The sequence below is a fragment of the Jeotgalibacillus salarius genome, assembly GCF_004405125.1.
Taxonomy (GTDB): domain Bacteria; phylum Bacillota; class Bacilli; order Bacillales; family Jeotgalibacillaceae; genus Jeotgalibacillus; species Jeotgalibacillus salarius.
In genome coordinates, this window is sequence record NZ_SORX01000004.1 from 374048 (window position 1) to 395630 (window position 21583).

25 protein-coding genes and 2 riboswitches are annotated in these 21583 nt (G+C 43.7%); of the genes, 14 read left to right on the top strand and 11 right to left on the bottom strand.

Annotated features, from left to right (window positions below; genetic code table 11):
- Positions 1-3: 3 nt before the first annotated feature.
- A complete protein-coding gene (locus E2626_RS09260) occupies positions 4-780 on the top strand; it encodes a 3-hydroxybutyrate dehydrogenase (protein ID WP_134381460.1) in 777 nt (258 codons plus the stop codon).
- 432 nt (positions 781-1212) lie between these two features.
- On the opposite strand, the gene E2626_RS09265 is transcribed toward E2626_RS09260, so the two are convergent.
- Positions 1213-1404: a hypothetical protein gene (locus E2626_RS09265; RefSeq protein WP_134381461.1), complete on the bottom strand. Its 192-nt coding sequence runs from the start codon at positions 1402-1404 to the stop codon at positions 1213-1215.
- 141 nt (positions 1405-1545) lie between these two features.
- On the opposite strand from E2626_RS09265, the gene E2626_RS09270 reads away from it, so the two are divergent.
- The 6 genes from E2626_RS09270 (at position 1546) to E2626_RS09295 (ending at position 6477) form a co-directional block, all read left to right on the top strand.
- Complete coding sequence (locus tag E2626_RS09270; RefSeq protein WP_134381462.1) at positions 1546-2085, top strand: VanZ family protein; 540 nt, start codon at positions 1546-1548, stop codon at positions 2083-2085.
- Positions 2086-2242: 157 nt separating this feature from the next.
- Positions 2243-2935: a 5-oxoprolinase subunit PxpB gene (gene pxpB, locus E2626_RS09275; protein ID WP_134381463.1), complete on the top strand. Its 693-nt coding sequence runs from the start codon at positions 2243-2245 to the stop codon at positions 2933-2935.
- A complete protein-coding gene (locus E2626_RS09280) occupies positions 2932-3924 on the top strand; it encodes a 5-oxoprolinase subunit C family protein (protein ID WP_134381464.1) in 993 nt (330 codons plus the stop codon). Before pxpB ends, E2626_RS09280 begins: the two co-directional genes overlap by 4 nt.
- Positions 3917-4684: a 5-oxoprolinase subunit PxpA gene (locus E2626_RS09285; protein WP_134381465.1), complete on the top strand. Its 768-nt coding sequence runs from the start codon at positions 3917-3919 to the stop codon at positions 4682-4684. The genes E2626_RS09280 and E2626_RS09285 overlap by 8 nt, the downstream gene beginning before the upstream one ends.
- 4 nt (positions 4685-4688) lie before the next feature.
- The gene (locus tag E2626_RS09290; protein WP_134381466.1) at positions 4689-5168 is read left to right on the top strand and encodes a hypothetical protein; all 480 of its coding nucleotides are present in this window, start codon (positions 4689-4691) and stop codon (positions 5166-5168) included.
- 115 nt (positions 5169-5283) lie between these two features.
- A complete protein-coding gene (locus E2626_RS09295) occupies positions 5284-6477 on the top strand; it encodes an NRAMP family divalent metal transporter (protein WP_134381467.1) in 1194 nt (397 codons plus the stop codon).
- Positions 6478-6651: 174 nt separating this feature from the next.
- Here E2626_RS09295 and E2626_RS09300 read toward each other — a convergent pair whose 3' ends face one another.
- The 5 genes from E2626_RS09300 to E2626_RS09320 all read right to left on the bottom strand — a co-directional run bounded on the left by E2626_RS09300 (position 6652) and on the right by E2626_RS09320 (position 11248).
- Positions 6652-7578 (bottom strand): ArsA family ATPase, encoded by a 927-nt coding sequence (locus tag E2626_RS09300; RefSeq protein ID WP_134381468.1) that lies wholly within the window; start codon positions 7576-7578, stop codon positions 6652-6654.
- Between the two features lie 15 nt (positions 7579-7593).
- Positions 7594-7851 (bottom strand): cory-CC-star protein, encoded by a 258-nt coding sequence (locus E2626_RS09305; protein ID WP_134381469.1) that lies wholly within the window; start codon positions 7849-7851, stop codon positions 7594-7596.
- A gap of 227 nt (positions 7852-8078) precedes the next feature.
- Positions 8079-9818 (bottom strand): carbon starvation CstA family protein, encoded by a 1740-nt coding sequence (locus E2626_RS09310; RefSeq protein ID WP_134381470.1) that lies wholly within the window; start codon positions 9816-9818, stop codon positions 8079-8081.
- Between the two features lie 169 nt (positions 9819-9987).
- Complete coding sequence (locus tag E2626_RS09315) at positions 9988-10467, bottom strand: hypothetical protein (protein WP_134381471.1); 480 nt, start codon at positions 10465-10467, stop codon at positions 9988-9990.
- Between the two features lie 10 nt (positions 10468-10477).
- Positions 10478-11248 (bottom strand): SDR family oxidoreductase, encoded by a 771-nt coding sequence (locus E2626_RS09320; protein ID WP_134381472.1) that lies wholly within the window; start codon positions 11246-11248, stop codon positions 10478-10480.
- Between the two features lie 226 nt (positions 11249-11474).
- Here E2626_RS09320 and E2626_RS09325 point away from each other — a divergent pair, with 226 nt between their 5' ends.
- The 5 genes from E2626_RS09325 to E2626_RS09345 all read left to right on the top strand — a co-directional run bounded on the left by E2626_RS09325 (position 11475) and on the right by E2626_RS09345 (position 15265).
- Positions 11475-11744 (top strand): hypothetical protein, encoded by a 270-nt coding sequence (locus tag E2626_RS09325; protein ID WP_134381473.1) that lies wholly within the window; start codon positions 11475-11477, stop codon positions 11742-11744.
- Positions 11741-12292: a GNAT family N-acetyltransferase gene (locus tag E2626_RS09330; RefSeq protein ID WP_134381474.1), complete on the top strand. Its 552-nt coding sequence runs from the start codon at positions 11741-11743 to the stop codon at positions 12290-12292. Before E2626_RS09325 ends, E2626_RS09330 begins: the two co-directional genes overlap by 4 nt.
- Before the next feature lie 147 nt (positions 12293-12439).
- A complete protein-coding gene (locus E2626_RS09335; RefSeq protein ID WP_134381509.1) occupies positions 12440-13684 on the top strand; it encodes an NAD-dependent epimerase/dehydratase family protein in 1245 nt (414 codons plus the stop codon).
- 11 nt (positions 13685-13695) lie between these two features.
- Positions 13696-14844, top strand: a complete 1149-nt coding sequence (locus E2626_RS09340) for a glycosyltransferase family 4 protein (RefSeq protein WP_134381475.1) — start codon at positions 13696-13698, stop codon at positions 14842-14844.
- 4 nt (positions 14845-14848) lie between these two features.
- Positions 14849-15265 carry a GtrA family protein gene (locus tag E2626_RS09345; protein WP_134381476.1) on the top strand — a complete coding sequence of 139 codons (417 nt, stop codon included), beginning with the start codon at positions 14849-14851 and terminating at the stop codon, positions 15263-15265.
- Positions 15266-15399: 134 nt separating this feature from the next.
- Here the strand turns inward: E2626_RS09345 and E2626_RS09350 are convergent, their stop codons facing one another.
- The 5 genes from E2626_RS09350 to E2626_RS09370 all read right to left on the bottom strand — a co-directional run bounded on the left by E2626_RS09350 (position 15400) and on the right by E2626_RS09370 (position 19917).
- Complete coding sequence (locus tag E2626_RS09350; protein WP_244094286.1) at positions 15400-16551, bottom strand: CAP domain-containing protein; 1152 nt, start codon at positions 16549-16551, stop codon at positions 15400-15402.
- Positions 16552-16858: 307 nt separating this feature from the next.
- Complete coding sequence (locus E2626_RS09355; RefSeq protein ID WP_134381477.1) at positions 16859-17401, bottom strand: cupin domain-containing protein; 543 nt, start codon at positions 17399-17401, stop codon at positions 16859-16861.
- A 2-nt stretch (positions 17402-17403) separates the two neighbouring features.
- On the bottom strand, positions 17404-18033 hold the full coding sequence (locus tag E2626_RS09360) for a methylthioribulose 1-phosphate dehydratase (protein WP_134381478.1): 630 nt from the start codon (positions 18031-18033) through the stop codon (positions 17404-17406).
- Positions 18030-18695 (bottom strand): 2-hydroxy-3-keto-5-methylthiopentenyl-1-phosphate phosphatase, encoded by a 666-nt coding sequence (locus tag E2626_RS09365; protein WP_134381479.1) that lies wholly within the window; start codon positions 18693-18695, stop codon positions 18030-18032. The genes E2626_RS09360 and E2626_RS09365 overlap by 4 nt, the downstream gene beginning before the upstream one ends.
- A gap of 4 nt (positions 18696-18699) precedes the next feature.
- Positions 18700-19917: a 2,3-diketo-5-methylthiopentyl-1-phosphate enolase gene (locus E2626_RS09370; RefSeq protein WP_134381480.1), complete on the bottom strand. Its 1218-nt coding sequence runs from the start codon at positions 19915-19917 to the stop codon at positions 18700-18702.
- A 76-nt stretch (positions 19918-19993) separates the two neighbouring features.
- Positions 19994-20102, bottom strand: a riboswitch (SAM riboswitch).
- Positions 20103-20132: 30 nt separating this feature from the next.
- Here E2626_RS09370 and E2626_RS09375 point away from each other — a divergent pair.
- Both E2626_RS09375 and E2626_RS09380 read left to right on the top strand, forming a co-directional pair.
- On the top strand, positions 20133-20390 hold the full coding sequence (locus E2626_RS09375; RefSeq protein ID WP_166786784.1) for a hypothetical protein: 258 nt from the start codon (positions 20133-20135) through the stop codon (positions 20388-20390).
- Positions 20391-20711: 321 nt separating this feature from the next.
- A riboswitch (SAM riboswitch) is annotated at positions 20712-20831 on the top strand.
- A 74-nt stretch (positions 20832-20905) separates the two neighbouring features.
- Complete coding sequence (locus E2626_RS09380; RefSeq protein WP_134381482.1) at positions 20906-21568, top strand: sulfite oxidase-like oxidoreductase; 663 nt, start codon at positions 20906-20908, stop codon at positions 21566-21568.
- Positions 21569-21583 lie beyond the last annotated feature (15 nt).

Here is a 21583-nt window from a genome sequence, read left to right on the forward strand (position 1 = left end):
GTGATGGTCAAAGATAAAGTTGTTTATATTACCGGCGCGGCAAGCGGCATTGGTTATGAAATTGCAGTCGCTTTTGCGAAAGCCGGCGCTAAAATTGTATTAACAGATATGAATAGAGAAGCTGTTTTAAAAGCAGCAGAAGATTTACAGGACCAGGGGTTTGAAAGCCTTGGTCTCGTATGCGACGTCACACAAGAGAAGCAGCTGACAAATACGATCAATCAGACAGTTGATCACTTTGGCAGACTGGATGTCTTAATTAATAATGCCGGCATGCAGCATGTTTCAGCGATTGAAGACTTTCCAACTGAAAAGTTTGAGCTGCTGACGAAAATCATGCTCACAGCACCATTTGTTGCAACGAAGCATGTCTTCCCGATCATGAAGAAGCAGGGTGGAGGACGCATCATTAATATGTCTTCTATCAATGGACTGGTCGGTTTTGCCGGCAAAGCAGCGTATAATAGTGCAAAACACGGTGTGATTGGACTGACGAAAGTCGCGGCCCTGGAAGGTGCGGAGTATGGCATTACAGTAAATGCGATGTGCCCGGGATACGTTGATACACCACTTGTGCGTAACCAGCTTGAAGACCTGGCAAAAAACCGAGGTGTTTCTCTGGAAAAAGTCATTGAAGAAGTGATCTACCCGCTTGTCCCGCAAAAACGCCTGCTGGATGTCCAGGAGATCTCAGATTATACAATGTTCCTTGCCAGTGACCAGGCAAAAGGCATTACGGGTCAGGCCGTGGCACTGGATGGAGGATATACTGCTCAATAATAAAAAGAGGAGGACATCAAGATCGCGTCTGCGCTGGACTAAAGCAATTAAGAAGATAGGTAAAAAGTAACTTAACTTTTAAATGGTTTGCTCAACTTGCAAATGCAGTGGCTGAACTCACAAAGTCGCCCACTGGACTCACGAAAAGTCCCCATGAACTTACAAGCAGCTCTAAACAAAATAGCTATGTTAAAGTCCAATATTGTTTTAGCACAGCTGGTGGTTGCAGCGGAAGGGGGACGACTCCAGCAGGATTAGCGTGACAGGTGAGACCCCGCAAGCGCCCCGTGCTGAGGAGGCTCACCTCACGCCCTGCGGAAAGCGTTCCCCCTGCAGCGGAAATCAACAGCCAGCTTTAACATAGCCAAAAAAATAAAAAGCCCTTAATGCGCTCCACAACCTGGTGAAGAGCATTAAGGGCTTTTCTGATTTCTAGATATAAGCATAAAACCTCACTAAATCTGCAATTCCCTGTTCATTATCTGAAACAGGTGACTGAAAAAGCCCGATGACTAAATCCATAAATTCTCCCCGAAACAGAAACGCAAAGATTAATATCATACTAATGAAAATAGCAGTAAGAAAAAATATGTAGACAGACCATTTTCCGGCAAGCTGAATCATCAATCTCCCTCCTGAAATCCATTTATATGTAATAGACGTTAAAAAAGGGAAAAAGTTTCATATTTTCTGAATAAAGTTTTTATTTATTTTTTTGGGTTAATCTAATAGGATGATAGTAGATGAACGGAATGAGGGAAGGTTATGACTTCAGTTGTGCTGCCGGCGGCTGTGATCGCAGCAGTAATCGGTATAATGGCAATACTAAATGATTTAAAGAAGAAGAAACACTCCTATGCCGGCAAGGTAATGCTGGTCCTGTTCTGGATTTACGTCACAGCAGTTGTGCACGTCACACTCGGTTCTTTTTATTTTCCACCGGATATTGGTTCACCGGTCAGAGTACAGCTTGAACCATTATATTTTCTGGACGAGTGGGCGACTTATCGAAACCATCAAAGCATTTCATTTTTTCAGAATGCCAGCTTAACAGTTTACAATTTTATTATGTTTATGCCTTATGGCTTTTTCCTGGCCGCGCTATTTAAAAAAGGATTTTTTAAAGCAACGCTGATTCTTTTTTTCTCTAGCCTCTTAATTGAAACAACTCAGCTTGCACTATCGTACGTGGGCATTGTATGGATGAGAGGCTTCAATGTAGATGATCTGATCATGAATACGGCTGGAGGATTGCTCGTTTTTATTGTAACGTGGCTAATATTAATGATTTGGGGTAAAAAGTAAAGAGGTGCAACCTGCATCTCTTTATTTTTTTGATGTGATTTGCAGGAACATCAGCATTGCGATAGTCTGTCATGTAAGGAACAGCTTGTAAATGGATGTATGAACGATTGACGGAAATTCAGTCTTTTACGGTTCTGCAGATAGTAGGAGGGATTAGATGAATGTGACTTACCATCCGCTTGGAGATCAGGCGGTGCTGATCCATTTCAAACAGGAAGTCAGTCAGCAGGTGCTTGCTGATGTTCAATTTTTGAAACAGGAGATACAGAAAGAACAGCCGGTATGGATGTTTGAAGCAGTACCGGGCTATGCTTCTATTGCTGTTCATTACGATTTATCCAGACTGCTTCATCAAGAGAACCCTTATCAGTATGTTGTTTCTTATTTAGAAGAAAGAGCAGAAGCTGCAAAAAGTGGTGGAAAGCCTAAACAGCGAACAGTAAAGATTCCAGTCTGCTATGGCGGGGAATTGGGTCCGGATATTGAAGAGGTCGCTGAACATGCAGGCCTCTCTTCAGAAGAAGTCATTAAGCGTCATCAAAATGGTGACTATACTGTCTATATGCTTGGATTTGCGCCGGGATTTCCGTATATCGGAGGACTTGATCCTTCAATTGCAGCGCCGCGTAAAGATAATCCAAGAGCAGCAATCCCTGCAGGCTCAGTTGGCATTGCAGGTGAACAGACAGGCGTCTATTCGATTGAAACGCCAGGAGGCTGGCAGATTATCGGCAGGACCCCCGAAAAACTGTTTGATTTAGATAGAGAAGAATCATTCCTGCTGCGTGCAGGTGACAAAATAGAGTTTTATTCGATTACACAAAAAGAATTTGAGGAGTGGCAGCGATGATTAAAGTAATGGACCCAGGGCTGCTGTCTTCAATTCAGGATGACGGACGCAGAGGACATCAGGAGTCGGGAATGATTATCTCAGGTGTGATGGATACATTCTCATTGCGAATTGCAAATTTGCTCGTCGGCAATGAAGAAAATGAAGCAGTGCTTGAGCTGACGTTAACCGGACCTACTATTGAATTTCAGGAGGATCAACTGATTTCAATCTGTGGAGCTGACTTTTCTGCAGTAATCGATGATCAGCCTGCACCACTCTGGCGCCCTGTAGCCGTTAAAAAAGGAAGCACCTTACATATGAAGTTTTCCAAAATTGGCTGCAGGGGCGTTATTGCCGTAGCGGGCGGTTTTCAAGTGCCGGAAGTACTTGGCAGTAAATCTACTTATTTAAGAGCGCAAATCGGCGGCTTTGAAGGTCGCAGTCTTGAAAAAGGAGATTTGCTTAAGATTGGAAAGCGCAGTGCAAAATCAGAGGAGCTTCTTAGGAAAGTAGCCAAACATCCTGTTAAATGGTCTGTTTCGAACACCTACACTGACAAAGTTTACAATCAAACTGCGCTGAGAGTGATCCCGGGGAAACAGTATCAGGATTTTACTGATGAAAGCAAAGGACACCTGTTTCAGCAGGAATATAAAATCTCCAAGCAGTCTGACAGGATGGGTTTCAGGCTTGATGGAGAGAAACTCGAATGCTCAACTGAGGGGGATATGCTGTCTGAAGGTGTTGCATTTGGCACAATTCAGGTGCCAGCAGACGGACAGCCAATCGTCCTTTTAGCAGACAGACAGACGCTCGGAGGCTACCCGAAATTCGGACAAATCGCCTCAGTAGATCTTCCTGCGCTGATTCAGAAGAAGCCGGGTGAAGGGATCAGGTTTGAAGAAACGACTGTACAGGAAGCCCAGGCCCTGTTTAAAGAGCGGGAAAAAGAGTGGCAGGAACTGAAGTGGATGATCGAAACAAAACTGGAGGGATTAGATGCTTAGAATAGATCTGAACTGCGATATGGGTGAAAGCTTCGGCGCATATAAAATGGGAAACGACGCGGAAGTGCTACAGTATATTACTTCTGCAAACATTGCCTGCGGCTATCATGCAGGCGATCCTTCAGTAATGAGAAAAACGGTTAAACTGGCGCTTGATAATGGAACTGCAATAGGCGCACATCCAGGTTTCCCTGACCTTGAAGGATTCGGCCGGCGCAATCTCAATGTTTCTGAAGAGGAAGCTTATGATCTGACACTATATCAGATCGGTGCGCTTTACGGTTTCGTGAAGGCGCAGGGAGGCAGCTTACAGCACGTGAAGCCGCATGGTGCTTTATATAATGCAGCAGCAAAAAATGCAAAGCTTGCGGACGCGATTGCAAAAGCGGTTTATGACCTGGATCCGGAGCTGATTCTGTTTGGTCTGTCCGGTGGTGAGTTAATTCGTGCAGGTAAGCATGTGGGTCTACAGACTGCTTCAGAAGTATTCGCGGACCGGACTTACCAGCCGGATGGCACATTAACCCCACGTTCACAGGCAAATGCCCTGATTGAAGATGATGAGTTGGCTGTATCACAGGTGGTGCGTATGGTGAAAGATGGTATTGTGCGTGATGTGGATGGTAAAGACATCGGGATCGAGGCGGATACAGTCTGTATTCATGGTGATGGAAAGCATGCGCTGGCTTTTGCAGAAAAGATAAATCGCAGGTTGAGAGAAGAAAATATTGAAATGACAAATTTCATGGGTCAGAGGTGAAGCAGTGTTCAAAACAATAGCCGGTTGGATTTTGGCTGCAGTACTTGGTGCTATGGCATTCGTGTTCTGGGCTGAAGCAAAAGAAGCGGAAATGAACATTACAGAGCTTGAAGAATTTGATAGGTCTACTTATTTTAGTGCAACATATCTCGAAATAGAGAGATATGAATTGACATATGATTACATGCTTGAGGAGAAGGAGAGTTTCGAATGGCCAAACGCGGCTAACATACTGGATTCCTTTGTTAAATTTCCTATCGATTTTAATGAAAAAGAAGTTGTTTCTATGAATAAGTTGAAAAGTGATTTTCTTGAATCACTGGTTGGTTTCGATAAAGCCTTAACTGACGATGAGCGTAATGAATATGCAGAAAGTTATCGCCAAAAACTCGATGAATATAAAGCACACTTTAACTCACTTGCTGAAGAATATGGTTATTGTGCTTATGTAACAAATGAATTTGAATGTCAGGGAAATTTATAAAGAATCTTTTTAAATATAGGAACGACATCTTAGTCAGTGATGCCTTTAAGCTACAAAGAGTGCCGGCTTAAGGCATCCTGAGCTTCTAAAACATCATGAAAGGAACATAACAGCTATGAAAAAACCAGAATCTAACCGCAGTATACTGCTCGGTGCTGCTTTTCTGATGGCGACATCTGCCGTTGGACCGGGCTTTTTAACTCAGACAACTACTTTTACCCAGACGCTCGCTGCAAGCTTTGGGTTTGTCATATTAATTTCTATTATTGTTGATATCGGTGTACAAATGAATATCTGGCGTATCATCACAGTTTCCGGTAAACGCGCTCAGGAAATCGCAAATGAAGTGCTTCCGGGGCTTGGCATTGTCTTAGCTGCACTTGTTGTACTTGGTGGACTGGCGTTCAATATTGGTAATATCGGGGGAGCAGGGCTTGGAACAAATGTACTGTTCGGTGTTTCGCCTGAGATGGGTGCTTTATTCAGCGGGCTGATTGCCATTGGGATCTTCCTTGTCCGGGAAGCAGCGCGGATCATGGACCGCTTTATTCAGGTGCTGGGCTTTCTGATGATTGGACTGACTGTGTTTGTCATGTTCCAGTCACAGCCGCCAATTGGAGAAGCGATCACCCGTTCATTTATTCCAGAAACAGTAGATTTCCTGGCAATTGTTACACTTGTCGGCGGAACAGTCGGCGGTTACATTACATTTGCGGGCGGACACAGACTGCTTGATGCAGGATTGATTGGTAAAAAGAATATACCTGAAGTAAATAAAAGTGCAGTATCAGCAATCGGGATCGCATCTATTATGCGTATCTTTCTCTTCCTTGCAACTCTTGGAATCGTAGCGCAAGGGCTTGAGATCAACCCGGATAATCCGCCTGCGTCTGTCTTCCAGCTCGCAGCAGGTAATATCGGGTATAAGATCTTTGGCGTGGTAATGTGGTCTGCAGCGATCAGTTCAGTAGTCGGAGCTGCTTATACATCAGTATCCTTTATCAAGACGTTCAGTCCGTTGTTTGCGAAATATGAAAAGTTTCTGATTGTGGGATTTATTGCAGTATCGACGGTGATTTTCGCATCAATTGGGCAGCCGGTTACACTGCTTATACTCGCGGGTGCGCTAAACGGTTTGATCCTGCCGATTTCACTTGGTGTAATCCTTCTTGCGGCACATAACAAGAAAATTGTCGGTGATTATAACCATCCGGTATGGCTAACTGCATTTGGTGTGCTGATCGTTGTTGTCATGGCTTACCTTGGCGGTTATACAATGATTAATCAGCTGCCTGAATTGTTTTCATAGATAACAAACAAAAAACAGGATGAGTGTTCATCCTGTTTTTTGTTTGCTGGAGACAGCAGGCGTTCAAATCATTATTGAGGTAGGTTAATGAATCAGGGCAGTGAATCAAACATCCAATGCTATGATTCAATTAAACAATCAATTCGCCCGCTAAAAGCCGAGGCGTTTCATTATTCAGTCGAGGTGTCCGCTGAACCATTCCAGCAGCTCTTTGTTCACGATGTCCTGAGATGAAAAAGGAACATAAATCAATTCCTGTTTTTTAAATGTGCTTTGGATTTTTTCTAAATGTGGTTTTTCATGCTTTTTACGCTCCTGCATAAACGCTCCGTCAACATCCTCAGGAAGCACCTTGTTCACAATCAGCGTTTTCACATGAAGATCATACTGATCCAGGAGCTGAAGCGCTTTTTCAGTTTCGAGAATTGGCAGCCTCTCAGGATTCAGCACAAATATAAAGCCTGTCTCTTTTGGGTCAAGAAGCAGTTCTCTTGCCCGCGAAAAGCGGTCCTGACGGGTTCTGAGTACATCATAAATCGGATCCTCAACCGGCTCTCCGTCATTTAAAAGGGCAGCATAGTTTTCGTTCGTTTTACGGCGTTTCTCGAGCAGTCCTTCAATCCAGATACCCATTAATTCTGGAAGTGTAAGCAGTCTGATTGTATGACCGGTTGGAGCTGTATCAAAAACGATCTTATCAAACTTCTCACGTTCTTCCAGTACAATCGAAATCAGTTTATCGAATAAAGCAGCCTCATCAGCACCTGGTGAAGACTTTGCCGTATCAAGCTGTCTGTGAACTTCTTCCATCATGCCAGCGTGAACCACACCTTTAATATTCGCTTTCACGCCTTTTATATAATTCGCTGTTTCAATTTCAGGATCGATCTCAAGCGCATATAAATTTGGGGCAATTTCTGTATTCTTCCCGCCGATTTTCCGGTCAAAAATATCACCGACATTGTGTGCAGGGTCAGTTGATACAAGTAGTGTGCGGTATCCCTGCTTAGCCGATTTCCATGCGATCGCAGCAGCAGAAGTGGACTTACCAACGCCACCTTTACCGCCGACAAACAAAATATTATTCTTTAAAATATCCATCAAAAGACTCCTTTATCAGCAGCAGCGGATGCCTGAGAGCGGAGATTTCTCCATTCCCATCCGTAAATGCCAGTCGTGAAATTTCTCAATCATATGCGGATACAGCTCCAGTGTGTAGTAATAAACAGGGTTTGGGATTCCGATCATTTCAGAATAAAGCATGAGTAAAAACAGGTCGTCTTCATTCCTGAGCTCACGGGCAATCTCTTGACGGTGCGGCATACTCAGCACTTCTTCATAATAAGCAACCAGCTTCTTCATTTTATCCAGCATTTGTACCGCCTCCCTCCGCTTTTCTTTTTGTTCAGCTATGGCTCGCAGGGGCTAGTGCGCTTCCCTCAGCTCATTTCGATAAGTCAACATCAGCTCACTTGCGTTCACTGTGTTTCCTTTATCTTAAACGCTTCAGTCCACCGCATACGCCCCTAAACGCTCGCCTCCGCTTTTCTTATTTTAAAACAAAGAACAGGAAAGAGACAACGCTCCTTCCTGCCATATGATTATTCTTTAGGATCAATTGGTGTCTGGTTTTTAGACATGAGTGCAGATACTGCAGTCAGACAGATCCATAGTGCAAACCCAAGGATTAAAGCACCAAATACGAACAGCAGTGTACTTGACTGTTCATTCCACCATGCCCACTGTGTGAACACCTGACTAATCATCGCATAGAGCGTCATGAACATTAAGAAGATCATTGGAATCAGCGTAATCAAGTAGCTTCTGCCAAGTCTCTTCAGCCAGATTGAAATGAGCAATAAGTTAATGCCGGCTAATAACTGATTGGAAGTACCAAACAGAGGCCATAGCAGGTACCCACCTGAACCAAAGCCGTTTGGACCTTCAGGAATTAATACAAGTGCAGCACTTGAAACGACTGCAATTGTTGTAGCAACATGCGTTTTTTCAAGTGCAGGCACTTTGTACTCCGTACCAAGCTCAGAAATGATATAACGCATCAGACGAACGGATGTATCAAGCGTTGTTGCTGCAAAGCTGACAACGATGATCGAAACGATTGTTGCTGCAACTTCCGGTGGAATACCAAGGCCGCCTGCAAGCTGCCCGGCACCCTGAACGAAGTTTCCAAGACCGCCGCCACTCGCAGCACCAAAGCTGCTATAAGCCTCTTTAAAAGCGTCAGCATTAGGGAAGAATGTGATAACAGCAATAATAGAAATTAAAGCAAGCACACCTTCACCAACAGCGCCTGCATAACCAACGAAGCGGGCATCCGTTTCTTTATTCAACTGTTTTGATGACGTACCTGAAGATACAAGTCCGTGGAAACCGGAAATCGCCCCGCAGGCAATCGTGATAAATAGTAGCGGGAACCAGGAAACATCATTTGCATCAGGGTTTGTAATAGGAGCTGTAATCTCAGGATTCGTGAAAAGAAGACCAAGATACAGAATACCAAGCCCTACTATAAGCTGATGTGAGTTAATGAAATCACGCGGCTGAAGCAGTTTCCAAACAGGAAGCGTCGAGGCGATATATACATAAATCATTAGGATAATGATCCAGATAAAGAATGCACTTGAAATCGCACCCAGCCCAAAGATGCCGGCCCCTTCTTCACCACCCATATATCGGACAAGATCGATTTGAAGAATTTGGTATTCAGCAGCCAGAACAGCTACAAAATACATGACCGCAAGTGCAACCAATGAAGGCACCAGCATTTTCGCATTACGTTTGTATACTGCGTGTCCAATCCAGATCGCAAGCGGGATCTGAATAAATACTGGTAATACGCTTGATGGGAAACTGATAAACAGGTTCGCAATTACCCATGCAAATACTGCATTTACCATTAGTACAAGAATTAAAATAATGAATAAGAACAAAATCTTTGCACGCTGTCCAACTAATTTATTGGCGAGCGTTCCCATAGACTGACCTTTGTTTCTGACAGACACTACGAGCGTACCGAAGTCGTGAACCCCTGCAGCAAATACAGTTCCAAAAACCACCCAAAGTACAGCAGGCAGCCAGCCCCAGTATACGGCAATGGCAGGTCCCAAAATTGGTGCAGCTCCTGCTACTGACGTAAAGTGGTGTCCCCAGAGCACGAACTTATTCGTCGGCACAAAATCGACGCCATCTTTGTAGCGGTGTGCAGGTGTGACATAGTTTGGATCGAGTCTGTAAATTTTTTCGGCAACAAATTTAGAATAAAATCTGTATCCAAGCACGAAAATGAACAGCCCGATCGCCGCTAAAGCGATTGCATTCATCCAGTTCTCCCCCTTAATCATGTGATACGACATCTTGTGTTAATTGTATGTAAGCACTTACAATGTCATGTACCATAATAGATTATTGAGTGAATTGTGTAAATATTTAAACAACAAATATTTTAGATTACCGAAGAAAATTATTGGTTGATTTGCAATAGATTGACTGCTACTGGAATATCTCAAATGACATGAACAGCTCTTCAAGCGTTCCGTCTACAGCTTTATACTTCCATGCACTTCTTATGCCCGGACCTTCACCGCCAAACTGAAATAAGTTCTCTGTAGAGGTATATTGAATCGCATAGCTGTTAGTTTCATATACGCCCTCATCGACTTTTATACGCGCAGTGAACACGATTTCTCTATCTGCAAAAGAGGAGAACGTGTCAAACGCATCTGACCTGCGGACTTTGGTATTCTGCATGGCGGTTTTCAAAGATTCAATCTCACTTTCAGTTAAATCACGCGGTCCTGGTACTCCTACATCAATTCCATCAGGATAACTGACCATCACGGTTGCTTCTTCAATTTCCTGCACCGAAACACCTTCAAATATGTCTTCAGCGACTTCATATGTACGAAAAAAGAAAAACCAGATGACAGCCAAAACAATGATTGCAGCAGCTATGAGTATAATTTTTTTCATCAATTTCCTCCTAGAAATGATTAATAAATCCGCCTTCTGAATGTATCGTCTGACCAGTTACCCACTGAGCCTGTTCACTGACAAGGAATGACGCAAGGTTGGCAACATCTGCCGGTTGGCCAATCCTTCCCTGAGGAGAACGTTTCAATAGTACTTCTTTCAGATCTGCGTTCATCCAGCCTGTATCTGTAGGTCCGGGATTAATGATATTGATCGTGATTTTTCTTTCAGCAAGGACAGGGGAGATCGTATAGACGAGCGTATCCATTGTTGATTTTGTTAAAGCGTAGGAAAGCTCATTTGGCATTGGTCCCTGTGCCCAGCCGGTTGTCATGCAGATCACTCTTCCAAAATCATACTCAAAGTGCTGCAGAAACTTTTGCGTCAGTAATGTAACTGCACGCGTATTAACAGCATAGTGCTGATCAAGCTGTTCAGTTGTTACGGTTTCAATTGTGTCGTTAATAGAGACAGCAGCATTGTTGATGAGTGTATCCGGGTACCGCCCAAAGACTGAATAACAATACGAAAACAGTTCATTTATAGATTGTGTGTCAGCTATATTCAGTTCAATCATTTCAGCCTGGATGTTTTTTTCCCGGCATAATTTTAAAATGTCATCTGCATCTTCACTTCTTTCGTGCGAAGAAACTTCCCGGTCATAAGCGTGCCAGTAGGTGAACAGCACATCTATACCATCTGCTGCTAATCTTTCAGCAAGTGCAGCACCAATGCCTATTTTTCTTCCAACCCCGGTAACAAGGGCGAGTCTATTCGTCATTGAAATCCCTGCTTTCTGTGTTTACTATTTAGTGATTAGAAATATATTTGTGTAAAGCCCTTACCGCCGTCCATGCAAAAACCGTTCGTCTGCCATATAGAACATTTGCTAAGAAACTGAATTTAAACCATAGAGTTATTATACAGTGTTAAAGACAGAATTTTTAATTATTCATTCAACTTCTCTGATATAGTAGTGGTAGAACTTTTTGAAAGGAACGATCCTGATGAGCAATTCAACTGAACAAACAAGAATGGATAAATTGAAATCACGCGAGAAGATCTTTCTTGGACTGCTGATAGGCGGTGCGCTTGGACTGAATTTCCGCCTGATGAATGTACTGATGATTGATGATATTACGATGGAAACAGTGAGTAATATGGAACTGGGTATATATATTCTGTTTTTTGTGGTCGCAGTAATAGGTATGCTGTGGATAAGAAAGCAAAAACGAATTGAAATAGAAAAAAATCCGGAGCTTGCGAAGAAACAATGACTGCCTTTCCTGCACTTGAAACAGACAGACTCATATTAAGAGCATTAACAAATGATGATACGCAGTTTATCTATGAGCATTTCTCCGATCCGATTGTCTGCAGGTATTTACTTGACGAGGAAGTCTACACCGAACTTGAAGAAGCTGAAAACTTCATTTTGTACAATTCCTATCACCCTAAGAAAAATCATAATCGTTGGGCAATCACAAAAAAAGATAGTGGGGCGCCCATCGGAACTTGTGGATTCCATGCATGGGACCGCTATAATAATATCGCAGAAATCGGCTATGACCTTTCGTACAAGGAGTGGGGGAAGGGTTATGCAAAAGAAGCCGTGGCTGAAATGCTCAGACATGGGTTTAAAAGCATGAATCTGAACCGTATTGAGGCATACGCTGCCAAAGGCAATTGTGCTTCAATGGAACTGTTGCAAAAACTGGGCTTTAAGTGTGAAGGTTTAGTAAGAGATAAGCACCTTTTTCGTGGGAATTATTATGACCATTACAGTTATTCACTTTTGAAAAGAGAATGGATAGAACACAGTTGAGTATGCTCATGATGTTAATTAGTCTGGTTCTTACAGAATCGGACTAATTGGCGTATCGAAAAAACTGCCCGACTGGTCTTAATGATTGGACTGATGGGGTAAACATCTACTAGTAGCAAAATTTTGTTGGGAGTGATCTGATTGACAGTGGATATTAAAAGGTTAAATAGAAAAAAAGTCATTATTATAGGCGGGGACGGATTTTGTGGCTGGCCGACAACCCTTCATTTATCAAGGCAGGGGTATGAGGTTGTGATTGTAGATAACCTGTCCCGCAGAAATATTGACAATGAACTTGAAGTAGAATCCCTTACACCAATCAAACCGCTCGGAGAACGAATAAAAGTCTGGCAAGAGCTGACAGGTCATAAAATTCGTCACATTAATATCAATATTGCAGAAGACTATGAGCAACTTCTTCAAGTGCTGAATGATGAGAAACCGGGGACCATCATCCATTTTGCAGAACAGCGCTCGGCCCCTTACTCCATGAAATCTCCACGACATAAGCGTTACACAGTTAACAACAATATCAATGGCACACATAATCTGCTGTGCGCGATTTCAGAATCAGAACTAGACATTCACCTTGTACACCTTGGAACGATGGGTGTTTACGGTTACGGAACGGCAGGTGTGAAAATCCCAGAAGGCTACCTTGAAGTTGAAGTGATAACTGACAAGGGTGAACGTGTGGAACAGGAGATTCTTTACCCGACCAATCCGGGCTCTGTTTACCATATGACAAAGTCTCAGGATCAGCTGTTGTTCCAGTATTATAACAAAAACGATCAGATGAGAATCACGGATCTGCACCAGGGAATTGTATGGGGGACAAACACTGAAGAAACAAAATTAGATGAACGGCTGATCAACCGGTTTGACTACGACGGTGACTATGGTACTGTACTGAACCGCTTCTTAATGCAGGCGGCGCTTGATTACCCAATTACCGTGCATGGAACAGGGGGTCAGACACGTGCGTTTATCCATATTCAGGACACTGTGCGCTGTATTCAGCTGGCAATTGAAAATCCACCGCAAAAAGAGGATCGGGTCATGATTTTTAACCAGATGACTGAAACCCATCGTATCGAGGATCTTGCTAAGATGGTACGTGAATTAACTGAAGGGGAAATTGCATACGTGCAAAACCCGCGTAAAGAAGCTGCTGAAAATGAATTACACGTTAAAAATGACCTGTTTCTATCAAAAGGCTTGAAACCGACAACTTTGAATCAGGGGCTTCTCAGAGAAGTATCGGAAGTAGCAAAGCGTTATGCACACAGAGCAGATTTATCTAAAATTCCTGCGCGAAGTGTCTGGACAAAAGATCAGCAGCCTGGTGTACCTGAAGAACGTGAAGCTGCAATCGAGAAAAGCAGACTATAAGGAGATATTCGATGAGAATAGCAATTATTACGGAAACCTTTCTGCCATCAACGGACGGTGTAGTCACCAGGCTATGCGCATCTATTCGCTGGCTCAGAAATGAAGGACATGAAGTGATGGTGATCGCTCCGGACCTTGGTGTAAAAGAGTATGAAGGAGCAATCGTTGCAGGGATCCCTGCTTACAAACTCTTTGTGTATAAGGAAACAAGAAAGTTTTCTTTTTACTCTAAGAAAATAAAAACTTTCTTAGAAGAATTCAACCCCGATATTGTACATGCAGTAAATCCATCATTTCTGGGTGTGACAGGTGTTTATTACACTAAGAAGCTGAAGCTGCCACTTATGGCATCCTACCACACGCATGTACCGAAATATGCTGATTATTATAACGTTTCGTTCCTGAAACCCGCAATGTGGACATACTTCAAAACAATCCACAATCGTGCAGCTCTCAATCTGTGTACTTCAAAAGCTGTACTTGGAGAGTTAAGTGAAAAAGGTTTTAAAAACATTCATTTATGGAAAAGAGGCGTGGATACGAAGCAATTTCATCCTGACTTTTACAGCGATGATATGCGTGAGCGTCTGACGAACGGACAACCGGATAAAACACTGCTGCTATTTGTCGGCAGACTTGCAGCTGAAAAAGAGATTGAGCGTATCAGACCACTCCTGGACCATTCTGATGACTTTTGTCTTGCGATTGTTGGAGATGGACCGAATAGAGCGTTACTTGAAGAAGAATTCGCTCATACAAATACGATTTTCACAGGATTTATGCACGGGGATGAGCTGGCGCAGGCGTATGCCTCTGCAGATGTTTTTGCATTTCCCTCAACGACTGAAACGCTCGGTCTGGTGCTGATGGAAGCGATGGCTGCCGGATTGCCAGTGTTAGCTGCAAACAGCGGCCCTACTGCTGAACAGATTGTGAATGGAGAAACAGGTATACTGTTTGATCCGGAAGTTCCCGCCAGTTTGCTAAGAGCAGCCGATCAGCTGAAAGCGAAAGAAAAGCGTGATGAAATGGGACAGCGTGCACATACAGATATCCAGTCAGTCGGCTGGGACGATTCTGCAGCACAGCTGATGGATTATTATCAGGAGACGCTACGGCTTCACTATGGAGAGTCCTCAGAGGAACAGTCAGGCAGGTGATAGGATGAAGAAGCGCGGATCAAAGCAATTTGCTTCTTACAGCGTCATTGGATTAAGCTGTGCATTGCTTGATATCGGTGTACTAAATGGACTGTTGATCGCTTTCCCTACAAGAGAAGCAGGGCTCTTAACAGTCTATAATACACTTGCTTACACAGCCGCAATTCTAAACAGTTATTATTGGAATTCAAAGTACACATTTAACGTGAATAAGAATAAAAAACAGTTTGCAGCTTTTATCATTCAGGCAACTGTCAGCCTTTTTATTGCCAATGGTGTTTTCGTTGGCGGCGTGTGGCTGCTTGATCAGCTGAATCTTTTCCCTAACTGGCTTGAAGCAAATTCAGCAAAAGGATTATCTATGCTATTATCCTCACTAGCCAGCTTCTTTTTTATGAAATGGTTTGTGTTCAGACGATAGAATCTTTAAGAACCGCTGTTGATTGATTAAAACGCAATGTCATTAAAAAAGCAATGTGCCGGTTAGATGGAGGCACATTGCTTTTTTAGTAACAAATTACGGCTTAAATATAAATCAACAGCGGTGCAGAAAGACTATCGGTTAAAAAACTTTTCAGTAAAAAATGGCTGGTCTTCCTCATTGAAATCTACGCCAACACCAAGGTGGCCGTACTCAGGCTTCAATATATTTTCGCGGTGACCGAGCGAGTTCATTAAGCCTTCGTGGGCAAATATTGCACTGTACTGTCCGTAGGCAAGATTTTCACCTGCAACAGTATAACTGATACCATCCGCATTCATCCGGTCAAATGGAGATTCGCCGGCCTGATTTGTGTGAGAGAAAAATCGATTCTCTGCCATATCCACACTATGCTTGCGGGCAGTTTCACTGACTGCTTCGTTCCACTCAAGTGTATTTAAGCCGTGTGCGACTCTCGCAGCATTTGTGAGATCGAACAGTTGGAGCTTAAAGCCTTCCTCCAGTTCGGCTGAAGGCGCTGCATAAAGTTTGTCCCGATTGTCTTCAAGATCTTCTGAAATCACCTGAAGTGCAGTGACGGTATTCTCCTCATGATGATCATAAAAAACGGTAATATAAGCTCCGTCGAAAGAAAATAAATCGTACTCGCCTTCATCCTGCAGCTCGTAACGCACCATTCCTTTTCTAAGTGAAGTGAGTGGATCGCCCAGCTCAGCGCGAACTTCATCACGTGTACTGCCCATCTGAAGAGACAAAGAAGAGGTAATGAGATCCTGATTTGTAAATAAACCATTTACCTTATCTTCTTCATTATATGACGTCATAAAGAAATTTTGATATTGCTCGTGATAAGCATGCCATTCAACGCCGAATTCATTAAATGAACTGCGTGTGGCTTGTCCTGCAGATGCTTCCACATCAGCCTTTGACTGTCCGAGTTCTATATTATGAACTGCAAACAGCTTCTCAGTCGGGACACTCAGTTCAGGACGCTCAACCGCAGCAGTTTCATTTTCGATTGTTTCTGTAGACAGGTCCGGTGCGTCCTGGATCACATCATTTATATCAATAATAAAATCAGTCAGTGACTGAAGTAATGATTCCCATGCATGTTGAATTGTTCCATCCTCAACAGCGGCAGACGCCTGATCAGTCACATCACTGATAAAAGACAGATTTACCGAGTCAGGAATATATTCCTCCCACATCGGTTTTGAGAGAAAAAGGCCAAGGACGATGACAATCAGCAGAAGTATTTTTCTCAAAGCGCATTTCCCCCTTTATCTTAAATCTATTTTACATGATGGAAGGGTTGTGGTGAAAGTCAGAAGGGTATTGGAGAGGCAGTTATGTGACAATTCAAAGTACTAATAGCTACCCTTTCACAAATAGCTGCAAACAAAATGATGGGGAAGTCAATATACGTGGGAAAATTTCTTGAGAGGTAGCCTGTGGAATTTGTCAGTTCAAAATGAATTTCGTGAGTTAAGTGACATTTGACCTGCACATCTGCGGGATCTACTCTAATATCCGAACATAAAAACCGCACCCTCTAAAGGATGCGGGACTACATTATTTCGCTTCTTCAAATGCAGGATCATGGAAAGGATGGGCAACCCAGCCTTCTTTTTCAATAAACAGTCTGACTGCCACGACTTCACGCTCATCAGTCAGCGTAAAGAAGTGAGGGGTATTAACCGGTACGGAAATCACATCGCCAGGAGAAAGATTAACGTCAAAATAACCTTTCTCTTCACTTTTAATAATGAAAATTCCTGAACCGGCTGTGATCGCGCGTACTTCATCTTCAGTGTGTGTATGCACCTGCTCGAATTTTTTCAGCAGATCTTCAAGACCAGGTGTTTGCTCATTCAGAGAGATTACGTCCCAGTTATGGTAGTCGCGGCGCTCAGCCAATGAACGAATCTCACTATCAAATACTGAAAGGACGGTTTCTTTATCTTCATCAGACAGCCCCGTCACCCCCTGAAGTGCTTCCGGAAGTTTCGCAGTATCCCACTTTTCATATAATACGCCCTGATCTGACAGGAATGCCTGAACCTGTTCTTCGCCTCTAATCGTTTCCTGTGTATCTCTGATTGTAATCGTCGCCATTTTTATCTTCCTCCCTGCGTTTGTGTACGTAATGTCAGGTGACTCTCAAATAAAAATTCAAATGCTTCAAGGTGCTTTTTTGCTTCAAATGCATTTCGTCCCCAGGCAGTGATGCCATGGTTTCTGATCAGCACACCATAAATGTTTTTCCCGATTTGTTCTCCTAAAAGATCTGCCAGATCAGGAATATGAGAAGGGTTTTCAATAATCGGCACACGCAAAACTGCGTCTTCTTCCCACAGGTTAAATGCTTTAATCAATTCCTGACCCTGAAAAGTGATTTCACCCTGTTCAGCATAAATATCAGAAATGACATTATTGCTGACAGTATGAACATGAAGCGAGCAGCCTGCGTCTGTCAGCTCATATACCTTCTGATGAAGCAATGTTTCGGCAGAGGGTTTTAGAGATGTCTGTTCAACAGGATGGCTGTTTTCGTCTACTAATAGAAAGTCCTCATCTGTCCGTTCGTACTTATCCTTGCCGCTTGCTGTGACAAGAAACTCAAGCGGTTCATCAGATACTTTAATTGAAAGGTTACCGCTTGTTCCGGGAAACCAGCCTCGTGCACCGAGCGCGTCCTTTATATTAGCAAGCTCATGCCAGCGTTTCTTAAGGTCGACGGTCGTCATCTGTGAATAACCTCCTTAGGCTGTTCGAGGTAGCTGACTACCTCATCAAAATGTGTAAAACGCTGATAAGGCAGGTTCAGTTCGCGGCATTTCTCTTCAAGATAATCGCCGCATACAAAGACAAGATCAGCAAGTTTTGCAGCTTCGAGATCTGTCACTGAGTCTCCAATCACAATTTTTTTAACCTGATCATCTGCAAGTTTTCTGATGATACTCGGCTTACAGCACCCGCAATCGTTTGTGCAATGTGTGTCGCAGCTATGAGGCCATGTGACCTCAATCTTATCTCCCGAAAAATCACTGCCATTACAGTAAAGGTAATCATCCATGTTATAAGGTTTTAAAATAGGCTCAACGAAAAAGTCGATTCCGCCGCTGACAATGTTTAGCGGAATACTTTCCTGACTGGTGTATTTGACAAAATCGCCAAATCCACCCCGGATTTCTGCAGTTTCGACAACGTAGCGGACGATCTCATCTTTCAATGCAGAAGGGAGGGTGGCGAACATATTTCCGACCCCTTCACGAATCGATATTTCCCGGGAAAGAATCTGATCTTTTATCGGTTCCCATCCCGGCGGATCAAAGTGCTGCATAATTGAAATGATATTGTCGGATTTTGTAATGGTGCCATCAAAATCGCAAAAAATCATTTTTGACATCTCATCACCCCCAGAGTGCCAGCGCTTTTTCAAGTTCAGGCGATTTTGCTGCTGCGTCTTCCAGTGTGCCTCCAGCCTGAACTTCAGCAATTGCATCACGGAATGCTTTTGCTCCGGCTTCTGCTCCGCCAGGATGACCGTGAATGCCGCCGCCTGCATTAATGATTGAATCCTTTCCAAAATCTTTAATCAACTGAGGGACAAGTCCAGGATGAATGCCGGCTGATGGAACCGGGAATGCACGCTTCAGTCGGCTTTCAGAAGTAAGCGCATTTTTAATTGCCAGTGTTTCACTTTTTTCCATGGCCACGCTGCCGTAAGGAGAAGGGAAGAGTACAAAGTCTGCTCCAGCCAAACGAAGCAATTTGCCAAGCAACACCTGATTTGAGATCCCATAAAGCGGTGAAGCAGTCAGGGCGCCTGATACTGCTGGATGCGCCATGATCGGCACGTCGATATATGGATCTTCCGCAAGACTCTGCAGCGTATCCAGCCCATATGCGAAAACGTTAAAAAGGAGTGCATTCGCGCCGAGCGATACAGCTTTTCTTGCTTTGTCCCTTAATTCAAACGTTCTGCCTGACAGATTCACTGCGTATAATGTACGGTGACCAGAACGCTCATATTCCTCATTTAATACTTTTACACCACGTCTGATTCTGTCCTCAAAAGGAGTGAGCGGATTATCAAACAGGATTTCATCGTCTTTTACAAGATCCACACCACCGGCTGCCTGAGCACGAAGCTGCTGTTCAAAAAGGTCTGTACCGCGACCAATCATTCCTTTGAAAATACTCATTAACAGCGGCCGGTCATGTACACCAAGCTTTGTTCTGATCGAATCAACCCCAAATTGAGGACCCGGAAATTGCTTTTCAAGCGCTTCATCCAGCTCAATATCAACCAGCTTCACTTCACCATCGAGAGACAGCTTACCAAATATCGTCGTCAGGATTGCCGGAATATCAGCACTGAAATTTGCTGCCGGATAAGCAATCTTAATCAGTCCGGCTTTACGCTCACCCAGGTGACTTGCGGCAGCAGAAGGGGAAGTTTCTTCAACAGATATGACTTCACCCTTATGTTTTTTGAGTTGCTCCTGATCAACCACAGGGAGGTCTGTCCACGAACCGACCGTAAGCCCAAGTGCAATTGACTCTGCCTTTTTTTCTAAATTCCCTTTTGCATCATGCACAAGGTATGTAGCTGTAATATGTGACATTGAAAACATCCTTTCGAAAATAAAAATAAAAAATCCGCTCCCAAAGAGGAAGCGGACATCAAAATGTACGTTCTTCCTCTTATCCTTCAGCTGTCGCTGTGAGAATTAGCACCTTGAATCAGCATTCGCTGAAACAGGTTGCCGGGTTTCATCGGGCTCGCCCCTCCACCTGCTCTTTATAAGAGTTTCATACGTATGTAGTTGGATTTAAAATCATGTACCGAATTATGGCAGACAATCTCAAAAGCGTCAAGCAGTTTTTTCAGAAAATTATATTGTTGATTTTTGAATTTGTGATTATAGAATATGACGTGTTTGATAGTCTGGCGGGTGATTTACGCTTCAGGGGGACGCTTTCCGCGCGGCCGGCGATGAGCCTTCTCGTCGCTGCGCGCTTGCGGGGTCTCTCCTGTCCGGCTTCTCGCGCTGGAGTCGCCCCCTTCCGCTTCAATCATCCGCTGTGCAGGTATTAAGATTTTTTTAACAAACTGAAAAGTGTGAGAGATAATTGATCAACTAACCATATATACTTTTAAAAATAACTAAGCTGTTGACCGGAGTGGAAGGCGGCGACTCCGGGACGATTAGAGGGAAGCTGAGACCCCGCAAGGCGAAGCCTGAGGAGGCTCAGCAAGCTCCGTCCGGAAAGCGTCCGCCTGAAACGCAGGTCAACAGCGGTTACTGGAAGCCTCCAAAAAATAATTTTGAAAAACCCGTTGACAAACCGTCACTCTATTCCGTAAACTTGCAATTATGAATTCGAAATAACCAGAAACAACCAACTACATATACCACTCTTATCGAGAGTTGGCTGAGGGAATTGGCCCTATGAAGCCCGGCAACCGGCCCGCTGTATACATTCAGCAGGGACACGGTGCTACATCCAACAGACGTAATGGTCTGAGAGATAAGAGGTCGAATCAGTCTAATTCTGCCTCTTTCTATCTTAGAAAGGGGCTTTTTATTGTTTAAAAAGGAGCGTGAAACAATGGGTAAGGCAGAACGGTTGAAAAAAGCACGGCCGCCGGTACAGAAAAACACACACGATGGCAGACTCCCGCCAGGTCAGACGCTGACAGAAAAATTTCCGATTCTGCATGAAGGTGAGGTACCTGAATACGATCTCACCACATGGGATTTCACGCTGTTTGGTGAAGGGGCAACGAAAAGGACATTCACATATAACGAGCTCATGCAGCTGCCACAGACGACGGTTGTAAAAGATATTCACTGCGTCACAAGGTGGTCGCGATTTGATAATGCTTTTACCGGTGTCACAATCAGAGATTTGTTAAAGGATTTTGAGATCCCTGAAGGCACGAAGCACGTCATGATTTATGGTGATCATGACTATGACACGAACTTACCCCTTGAGGATCTGCTGAAAGCTGACATTTTGCTTGCACATTCCTTTGAAGGGAAGCCGCTGACTGCAAAGCACGGCTATCCATTCAGACTGGTCGTGCCGCACCTGTATTTCTGGAAGAGTGTCAAGTGGATCAGAGGAATCGAGTTTTTACAGGAAGACCGCCCAGGGTTCTGGGAGCGTAACGGATTCCATAACTACGGCGAAGTGTTCAGAGAAGAACGTTTTTCAGGAGAGGATTTGGATATTCCTGAAGATGAGTGGCATAAAAAAGACTTTGATTAAAGGAGAGAAACTTCA